At 58.0% G+C, this 9129-nt stretch carries 11 protein-coding genes; 2 read left to right on the top strand and 9 right to left on the bottom strand.

The features are described from left to right. The first annotated feature begins 120 nt into the window (after window positions 1-120). The gene (locus ACEK02_RS15690; protein WP_371422546.1) at window positions 121-1500 is read left to right on the top strand and encodes a sensor histidine kinase; all 1380 of its coding nucleotides are present in this window, start codon (window positions 121-123) and stop codon (window positions 1498-1500) included. A gap of 174 nt (window positions 1501-1674) precedes the next feature. Here ACEK02_RS15690 and ACEK02_RS15685 read toward each other — a convergent pair whose 3' ends face one another. The 9 genes from ACEK02_RS15685 to ACEK02_RS15645 all read right to left on the bottom strand — a co-directional run bounded on the left by ACEK02_RS15685 (window position 1675) and on the right by ACEK02_RS15645 (window position 8411). Next, complete coding sequence (locus ACEK02_RS15685; protein WP_371422545.1) at window positions 1675-2412, bottom strand: Bax inhibitor-1/YccA family protein; 738 nt, start codon at window positions 2410-2412, stop codon at window positions 1675-1677. Window positions 2413-2492: 80 nt separating this feature from the next. Further along, window positions 2493-3230, bottom strand: a complete 738-nt coding sequence (locus ACEK02_RS15680; RefSeq protein WP_371422544.1) for an RNA polymerase sigma factor — start codon at window positions 3228-3230, stop codon at window positions 2493-2495. Between the two features lie 229 nt (window positions 3231-3459). Further along, entirely contained in the window at window positions 3460-4812 is a 1353-nt protein-coding gene (locus ACEK02_RS15675; RefSeq protein WP_371422543.1) for an NRAMP family divalent metal transporter, read from the bottom strand. After that, the gene (ppk2, locus tag ACEK02_RS15670; RefSeq protein ID WP_371422542.1) at window positions 4809-5630 is read right to left on the bottom strand and encodes a polyphosphate kinase 2; all 822 of its coding nucleotides are present in this window, start codon (window positions 5628-5630) and stop codon (window positions 4809-4811) included. Before ppk2 ends, ACEK02_RS15675 begins: the two co-directional genes overlap by 4 nt. 22 nt (window positions 5631-5652) lie before the next feature. Then, window positions 5653-6168, bottom strand: coding sequence for a DUF1269 domain-containing protein (locus ACEK02_RS15665; RefSeq protein ID WP_371422541.1), 516 nt, complete (start codon window positions 6166-6168; stop codon window positions 5653-5655). A 63-nt stretch (window positions 6169-6231) separates the two neighbouring features. Next, on the bottom strand, window positions 6232-6870 hold the full coding sequence (locus ACEK02_RS15660; RefSeq protein ID WP_371422540.1) for an isoprenylcysteine carboxylmethyltransferase family protein: 639 nt from the start codon (window positions 6868-6870) through the stop codon (window positions 6232-6234). Window positions 6871-6885: 15 nt separating this feature from the next. Further along, a complete protein-coding gene (locus ACEK02_RS15655) occupies window positions 6886-7143 on the bottom strand; it encodes a DUF2933 domain-containing protein (RefSeq protein ID WP_371422539.1) in 258 nt (85 codons plus the stop codon). Window positions 7144-7331: 188 nt separating this feature from the next. Then, window positions 7332-7796 carry an MgtC/SapB family protein gene (locus ACEK02_RS15650; protein WP_371422538.1) on the bottom strand — a complete coding sequence of 155 codons (465 nt, stop codon included), beginning with the start codon at window positions 7794-7796 and terminating at the stop codon, window positions 7332-7334. Window positions 7797-7808: 12 nt separating this feature from the next. Then, window positions 7809-8411 (bottom strand): cadmium resistance transporter, encoded by a 603-nt coding sequence (locus ACEK02_RS15645; protein WP_371422537.1) that lies wholly within the window; start codon window positions 8409-8411, stop codon window positions 7809-7811. Window positions 8412-8826: 415 nt separating this feature from the next. Here ACEK02_RS15645 and ACEK02_RS15640 point away from each other — a divergent pair, with 415 nt between their 5' ends. After that, on the top strand, window positions 8827-9078 hold the full coding sequence (locus ACEK02_RS15640) for a DedA family protein (protein WP_371422536.1): 252 nt from the start codon (window positions 8827-8829) through the stop codon (window positions 9076-9078). Window positions 9079-9129: the final 51 nt, after the last annotated feature.

The following is a 9129-nucleotide window of genomic DNA, read 5'->3' as shown; positions in this document are numbered from 1 at the left end:
AACTGGCCCCATTTTAAACCGGTGCCTGGCCCGTTTTTATCCCGGTGTTGACAACCGGGATTTCGCAGAGCCGTTGATTCATACTGTTCGAGGCACGGGATATGTGATCCGGGCACAGCCGTGAGGTTGCTCGGCAGCCTGCTCTTCCGGTTAGCTCTGCTCTATGCACTGGTGTTTTCCGCGTCGCTGGCGCTGCTGATCACGGGCTATTATCTCGTCAGCGTTCATAGGCCGATCGAAACGGTCAAGGGCCGAATTCGCGGCGAAGCGAATTCGCTCATGCAACGGTTCGGAAGCGCCGCGTCTCCAGGCTTGCGTGGGGCGCTTGAAGCACGTGCGACGAGCGCGCAAGACCGAACGCCGTATCATGTGCTGCTATCGCCGAATGGAGAGGTTCTGGCAAAAAACCTGCCAAGCTGGCCGCGCTACGAGGGCAAGCGCTGGGTGTCGATCGAGGCCGACAGCTATTATAATGGCGAAGACAATGATCATATGGCGCTCCTTCTCGACGAGCAGCTCGCGGATGGTTCGCGACTGATGATCGGTCGCGATGTCGAGGATCTCCGCCAGCGCGAAGGCACGATTTTCGGGGCGGCGGGCTGGCTGATCATTGGCGGCGTCCTGTTTGGCGTGGTGGGCGGTGTCATAATGAGCCGTACGATTGGAAAGCGCATCGACTCCATCAACGTCACGGCTCGCCGCGTCATGGCAGGTGATCTGTTCGAGCGCATCCCGACATACGGGAGCCAGGACGACTTCGACAGTCTCGCCGAAACGCTCAATCTCATGCTCGGTCGGATCCAGGCTCTACTGGACGCGATCCGCCGGGTTTCAGACAGCGTGGCGCACGAGTTGCGGACACCACTCACTCGGCTCCACACCGATCTGAGTGAATTGAGTGCATCGCTACCCTCCGAGGCGCGCGCCTTGGTCGACAATGCTGTCAGCGAAGCCGAAAATGTCATCAGCCTGTTCGATGCCGTGCTTCGGATTGGCCGTATCGAGAGCATTCGGGGAAATGTGGAACTGGCGAAGGTGGATGTTTCTCAGCTTCTGATCGACGTCGTGGAGATCTTTGGCCCTTCGGCTGAGGAGAAGGGTATCGGCCTGGAAGTCACGATCACAGATGGCTTGTATGTCATTGGCAACAGTAATCTGCTGTTTCAAGCGATCGGCAACATTCTTGACAATGCCATCAAATTTGCGCCTGCAGACGGGCGTGTCGAGCTTGCGGGCGGACAAGAAGGTGGCGAGGTACAGCTCTGCGTAGCCGATAATGGCCCCGGTATCCCTACGGCGTACAGGCAGGAAGTCTTCGAGCGCTTCTTCCGTCTGCCCGAAACGGCTGAGGTGCAGGGATTGGGCTTGGGTCTGAGCTTCGTGAAAGCAGTCGCGGAGGCACACCGATCCATTGTCAGGCTTGAGGACGCAAATCCAGGCTTGCGTGTTCGTTGGTCTTTTTTGGCAGCACCGACGGGACAGCCGCCCGCAGTGCCATGAACGGCACAAGCGCCGGGCGATAACGCTGTTCCGATAGGATTGCTCAACCAGGCAGCATTCGCCGCACACAGGGCATCGCACCGCCGGCCTGTCCCGCAGGGCCATTCACGATGCTTATACCTCCCGGCTTCGAGAATGGCGACCAAATTTCTGCTATTGGAATAAGATGACGCCTTAGCGTCGAGCGCCCATGAACCGCAGCAGGAACAGGAACAAATTGATGAAGTCGAGATATAGCGTGAGCGCGCCGACGACTTCGACCTTTCCTCGAAAATCGCTACTCCCGACCTCGAAGTACAGGTTCTTGATCCGTTGGGTATCGTAAGCGGTGAGTCCCGCAAAGAGCAACACGCCAATGGCGCTCACGATTAGATCCATCGTAGAGGAACGGAGGAACATGTTGACTAGCATCGCTATCAGGAGGCCGAACACACCCATGATGAGGAACGTGCCGAACGCTGACAAATCGCGCTTCGTCAGATAGCCCCAAAGGCTCAGTCCTGCAAAGGCCGAAGCTGAGACGAAGAAGGTCTGGGCGATGCTCGCTCCGGTATAGGCCAGCAGGATCGTCGACAGCGATACGCCCATCAGCGCAGCATATGCCCAGAAGATTGCTCTGGCGACGCCGGTCGAAAGGCGATTCAGTCCGAAGCTGAATACCAAGACAAGCGCCAAAGGCGCGAACACAGCGATCCACCCGATCACGGTTGGCGTTCCGGTTGGGGCGAAGAACACCGATCTGGCCATATCGTTGCCGGCGGCAAGAAAGGCAATGATGCCCGAGAGCAGGACGCCGCTGACCATATAATTGTAAACGGACAGCATGTATGAACGCAGACCGGCGTCAATGGTGCCCGATGTCTCACCGCTGCGCCGGATTGGCGGTACGGTCGTACTGAGAGGATCTGTCATTTTGATACTCCTGATGATTGCCGGTTGCCCGGGTCGCTAAAACCTTCCGTGCGCGCCAATACGTCTAGTGTACAGCTATATTACAGCGCGCGCACGCCGGATAGATAGGCGATTGGCATCGTCTCAAGCGCAGCGCGTAACGCACGACGAGCCCGGTGCGCACGAACCGAAAGGTTGTTGAGGGTGATGCCAAATTGGTCTGCTACCTGCTGTTTTGGCTCATCGAGCAGATCGAGCCGATAGATGGTCTCGGCATAACCCGGCTTGAGACGCGGTAAGGTGGCGAGGAGGGCCATCGCCGGATCAGGCGCGAAGTCCGCTACGGTTTCGTCGAGCTGGTCGTGACGCTTGATATCAAAAGCCACCTCGCGCCGACCGTTTGCCGTTCGGCGCCGGCAAAAGTCGATCAGGGCCGTTTCGAACAGTCGACGTAGCCAACCATGGAGTGCGGCAGGATCGCGCAGTTGTTCCGCGCGTTCGAGCGCCTTGAGCGCGAAGGCCTGGACGACATCATCAGCGGCGCTGCCATCACGCAGACGTTTGATCGCGGTCGCGCGGTAGCACTTGTAGCTGCGCGCGAGTTCCGATCCAACAATGCCTCGTAAGTCGATATGCCTGGATCCGCCTCTATGAGACGAATTTCTAATGATTGGCGAACATCGAGAACATTCTATAGTATTGAGTGGGTCATAAACGACTAGGTCGGCATAGCAATAATCGCCGATAGCTAAATATTTCCAGCTCACATCGGTCGAGTGTGCCCTTTCCATCTCGGGGATGGTCAGTCCTTCAAAAACCGGTGCCGCTGTTTCTTGCATAGTGCGCTCGCTCTGCAGACGTGTCAGAGGAGCTACCACGTTCGATTTGGCTGGAAACTAAGTAAACTTCGCAAGTCCGTACAAGGGCGCGAACGCCTAAAGAGTCATTCCGGCGGTAAGGACCTCACCCTTTCGGACGTTCTTCCCAACGCCTGGCATCTGCGTTTTTCGGGGCAGGTAGCCGCCTCACTCACAAACTGTATGGAACCGCAATGTCCTCAGCGGACGTTCACGAAACCGCGACGAGAAGCGCCGCCATTGCCGCTGTGGCCATCGCGGTGGCTGTTATCCAGCCGAGCCAGAGCATTGCGCCGCGTACCCGATATGCTCCCATCACCCGTCTGTCTCGGGCGAGCATCAGCAACGCCACTAAAATCGGAATAACGATGATCCCGTTGATCACGGCGCTCAAGAACAAGGCGCGCATCGGCGGGATCGGCGTGAAGTGGAGTCCGACGCCGATGAGCGTCGATAAGGCGATGATCGTGTAAAAGGATTTAGCCTCTCCGGGCCGTCTCCCCAAGCCCACCGGCCTGTTGAAAGCTTCGCCCAACGCATAGGCCGCGGATCCGGCAAGCACCGGCACGGCAAGCAAGCCTGTTCCGATGATGCCTGCGGCAAAGGCGCCTGCGGCAAATGTGCCCGCAATCGGCTTCAGAGCTTCTGCAGCCTGCTCGGCTGAATCGATGTTGGTCACGCCTGCTCCGTGCAGCGTTGCAGCCGTCGCGATGATGATGAACAGACCAACGAAGTTGGAAAAACCGATACCAAGCCATGTGTCGAAGCGAATACGCCGCAATTCAAGAGCGCTTCCCGAGGGATCGGATATCAACGGCCGCTCGCCGGCGAGTTCAAGGTCTTCGACCTCTTCGGCCGCCTGCCAGAAAATCAGATAGGGAGTGATTGTCGTTCCCAAGATGGCCACCACGGCCAACAGGAATTCAGGGGTTGCGCTGAGGCTTGGTATCAAAGTCCGCTCCAGAACCTCCCGCCACGGAACCGCGACCGCCAGCGTCGTCGCGATATAGGCAAATAGCGATAAAGTGAGCCAGCGCAGAAAACGAATATAAGCACTGTAACTTACGATTATTTGCGCAATTGCGCAAAAGACCCCGAAACCGATCACGTAAGGATGAGGAGGGCCGCCAGCAACCATCGCTGCGACCTCGCCCATCGCCCCGAGATCGGCGCCCAAATTGATCGCATTGGCTATCGCAAGTAGCAGGACGATGGCGAAGAGCACCGTGCGCGGAGTTCGTTCACGGAGATTGGCGACAACGCCTTTACCAGTGACCCGTCCGACACGCGCGGCGATCTGCTGGACGGTTGCCAGCAATGGCAACGAGACCAGCATCGTCCAGTTTAGCTGGTAACCAAATTGTGCGCCGGCCTGGCTGTAGGTGACGATCCCGCTTGGATCGTCGTCCGCAGCGCCGGTGATCAGCCCGGCACCGATGAGCCTCGATAACGGTAACGCTCCCTGTTTGGATAGATTGTTCGAAAGTGGTTCCTTCGCCGGGAATACCACACCGTCATATGGGGCCAGCGGACCCCGCTTCGTCGGCTCCTCGCCTTCGCTCATTTCGACATGAGGCCTTGTTCACGTGCCGCGGCATCATACAAGAAAACGGTGCCAGGATCGGGGAGATCCTGTTCGCCATGCTCTTGCTCTCCAAGCCGCACGAGCAAATCTCTTATCATAGCGAGCCGGGCCATCCGTTTGTCGTCGGCACGAACCACGATCCATGGCGCGGCAACACTGTGAGTGCGCGCCAACATGGCGTCACGTGCCGCGCTATAGGCTTTCCAATGCTTGTCTGCCTCTTGGTCGACCGGACTGAGCTTCCATTGTTTAAGCGGATTCTTCGCACGCTCGGCAAGTCTGCGGCGCTGCTCACCCTTCGAGATATCGAGATAATATTTGACCAAGACAATACCGCAATGCGCAAGCAACTGTTCGAACATTGGTGCAGTTGCCATGAACTCCTCATATTCGCTGTCGGAGCAAAAACCCATCACCCGCTCGACGCCAGCCCGATTGTACCAGCTGCGGTTGAACAGCGCGATCTCCCCGGAAACGGGAAGATGACCGCTCCACCGCTGGAAATACCAGGAGCGCCGATCACGATCCGAGGGTGGTCCAAGCGCGACGACGCGCGTATCGCGCGGGCTCATATGCTCGACTATGCGCTTGATCATACCGTCCTTGCCGGCGGCGTCACGACCCTCAACGATGATCAGAAGCTTTCGGCCATCCGCGATGACATGCCGTTGCAATGCGCTCAGTCCGATCTGCAGGGCCCGGAGCTCGTCGGCATAGCCATCGGGTCGTTTGTGCTTCTTTGTCATGGTTTGTCTCGAGACTTTCGTGGTGGAACAGTCGCACTCGATGGCCGCCATGCCGGTCCCGAACAGCGGTGCACTATGCCGACCGGGGCGCCGACGTATCGTTCAGCGCTTCGGCAAGAGCGTCGCGCAGCTGCTGTTCCTTGCTGTGATCCAGCGACGTGCGAAGCACCTTGCCGCCGACGCCTTTCAGTTCGTCGAGCAGCTTGTCTTCAGTCATCTTCTGGATGAGCACGAACAGTGCGGCCGCGCCCGGCTGCAGCACCTCCGCGACTTCGCGCATGAAGCCGTCATCAATTCCGACATCAGTCAGCGCACCGGCCAGTCCGCCGCCAGCAGCGCCGACCAGCAGCCCGATATGCGGAGCCAGGAACAGTGCGCCGATCAGCAATCCCCAGAAGCCGCCGCTGATTGCACCCGACGTGGCTGGGTTCGCGAGGTGGCTAAGCCTGATACCACCGTTCGACCTCTTGGTAGCAACGACGGCGTCAGCAAGCATGACGATGTGTGTACGCTGAAGGCTGATCAGCCGGTCGCGGATTTCCTCCGCCTTTTCTTCGTTGTCGAAGACAATGACGACGAGTTCACTCAAGATATGCCTCCTGCGTGAAAGATAGGATCATCATGAGCGATGCTGCGGGCAGCCGGCCGTTGTTCACGCTCGTCCTAGCCGGGGAATGAAGCCGGGAACGCGATCCATATAGGCTTGGTATTCGGCGCCGAACAAAGCGAGCGCGTCGCGCTCCTCGCTGCGGGCAAGGCGGATGTACATGAACACCAGCATCGGGAACATCGCGAGCGTCAACAGTGTCGGCCATTGGAACAGGAAGCCCAACATGACCAGGATGAACCCATCATATTGCGGATGTCGCACCCGGGCATAGATGCCGTCGGTCGCGAGCATCCGGCTGCGCTGCGCGCGATAAAGGCGCGGCCATCCGGCCGAAATCATCCAGAAGCCGGTGCCAATCAGCACGAAGCTGAGAATATGAAATGGCCCAAAATGTGGGTTCACACGCCATCCGAACATCGTTTCAAGCAAATGGCCGGCATCATGTGAGAACCAATTGATTCCGGGGAAATGGCTCTGGAGCCAGCCTGACATGAGATAGATGGTGAGAGGGAAACCGTACATCTCGGAAAACAGCGCAACGAGAAATGCGCTGAACGCACCAAAGGACCGCCAGTCCCGCGGCGTAGTCGGCTTGTAAAAGCTGTAGGCGAAGAAAATGAATAGCGCCGAATTGAGGAAGGCAAGGCTCCAAAAGCCGTATGCTGGTGCGTTGCTATGCATCGTCCGCTACTGACATCAATGCTGGTTGGAGCCGGAATCGACGGCATCGCTGCGCGGTCGATCAGACGGGCCATCATGGCCACCATGGCCCCGGTGCATGAAAAGGTGCATCAGCGGGCAGGCGAGAAGTATCAGAGCCCATGGCAGAACGCTCAGCGTATGCAGCCTGTGCTCGGAAACCAGGAAGTAAACGGCGATCGCCGCGAAACCGACAAATATCAGCGGCGTGAGCCACTTTCGATTGCCTGTCCCTCGATGCGCATCATGGTTCATGTCGGCCTCCCGGCTGTCAGCGATGGAAGGCGAACCTCGCCTTCTCTGACTAGGACGTGGGAGCGTCTCAATCCTTACAGTGAACCTAAAATTTTTTCTTGCCCCATGCGGGTTGGTTTGTCCGGCCTCAGCGGCAGCATGGCTCCGTCATCGATCGACAGGACCTAACAGGATTCTGGCCTGTCGGATCATTGACTGTCCGCATCGCCTTTCCCGCCGGACTTGTAGAACTTTCGGCCCCAGCCAAGAAATAATAGCGCCACAACGTTGAGGACGCTGAGGACAATGGCAATCTCCTCGCGCCGAAAGGCCACAGCTGCCCCGATCGCGCCTGTGTTCCATATACTCGCGGCGGTCACCAATCCGTGAACGCCACCGTTGTCGCTTTTCAGGATTGCGCCGCCGCCAATGAAGCCAATCCCGGCAAGCAGGCCTTGCAGGAGCCGCGACTGAGCCTCAGCGTCTGTATCGGGCATGTCGCGGATCAACAACGCATATCCGCACGCAGCCATGGCTACGATGGGGAAGGTCCGCAGCCCCAGACCGCTTTCGCCCCGACCGCGCTCGATTGCGAGGGGAAGAGCCAACACGAACGCGAAAGCGATACGGGCGCAGCTTTCGACCACCTGACCCCAATCAACGCTGATGTCCAATGGCGTCGTCACCTAAATCAAAAGTCCAAAGCTGCCGGCCTCATAGAGAATGAGTATGCCCAAGGCTATCAGAACGAACGGCAGCACAATATGACCAAACTTTCGAATAGGGGCGCCGATCGTGCGGTGATTGACCAGCCAGAAGGCGAACAAGCACCAAATCGCGGTCATTGCCAGGAAGGTAATGACGATGATGCCGGTCGCGCTCGTTCCGCGAGTAGCGAACAACGGGGCGTAAACACCGATATTGTCGCCGCCATTGGCGATCGTGACTGCTGCCACGGACAGGATGTTTCCGATGCCCGAAGAGCCGGCCTTATGAGGAATGTCTTCGTCATCATCGCCGCTCGCATTACGCAAGTCGTAGAGTTTCTTCAGGCCGATCGCGAGTGGAGCCAAGCCGAGTAGTCCCACATATTGCGGCGGGAGAACCAGCGAGACGAGCGCCGCGACCAGGCTGACCCCAATCAGTGTCAGCATGCCTAGATACTGACCAACCACGATCTGCCGTGCGCGAAATCGGGGATCGGAGAAGAAACCGAGGAGAACGAAGATATCGTCGATGTTCGTAACGGCGAACAGCGGCAGAGCGAGCGCGATCGCAGAAAAACTCATTTCTCAACCTTTAGTCGATGCTTGCGACAGCGGATTGGCGCATCGAAGCAGTGTGGGGGGGCAGCAGGATCGCAGGGAAAGTTCAATGCGTGTGCTAAAGCCCTATCTCTCCGATCACAACGGCCACGCCATAGGTTGAATTCGAGACAACCCTTAGCGAAGGTTGCTCGCCGACAGATTGGCAGCAGATTTATCCGTGCCCATTTTTGCGGCAGCGCGAGCAGCCTTTCATCAAGGCATTCGCGGTCGTCGTGGGGTTGCCAGCATATCTTATCACTTCAACGAAGGTCCGCCGCCTGGCTCTCCTCGTCGCAACCGCGAGAGGAAAATTCGGTTAGGGCGTGCGCTGCCCGCGAAGTGATGGCATCCATCGGTTCGGACACCGACAGATTTCTGTGTCGGTGAGGAGCGGCATGTGCAGGATTTGATCGCTGGAATCACTGAGCTCATCATCGCCAATTCCGGTTGGGTGGCCCTTGCGATTGGGCTGCTCTGCTTTGGCGAGTCGCTGGTGCTGATCGGGCTGATGATTCCCGCGACATCGCTTATGATGGCTACCGGCAGTCTGCTTGCGACCGGGAGATTCAATGAAGCGGCGGTCATCTCGGCCGCAATTCTCGGGTCCATACTCGGCGATTGGGTATCCTTCATCATCGGTAGCAAGTGATCTGCCCCCACCGAGTGGACCGTGTTGATTGTTAGTGGATTATGCCCGCCG

The sequence above is a fragment of the Tardiphaga sp. genome (genome assembly GCF_041424195.1).
GTDB lineage: Bacteria > Pseudomonadota > Alphaproteobacteria > Rhizobiales > Xanthobacteraceae > Tardiphaga.
The sequence above is the reverse complement of the archived record's forward strand: the minus strand, read 5'-3'. Positions and strand labels throughout refer to the sequence as shown.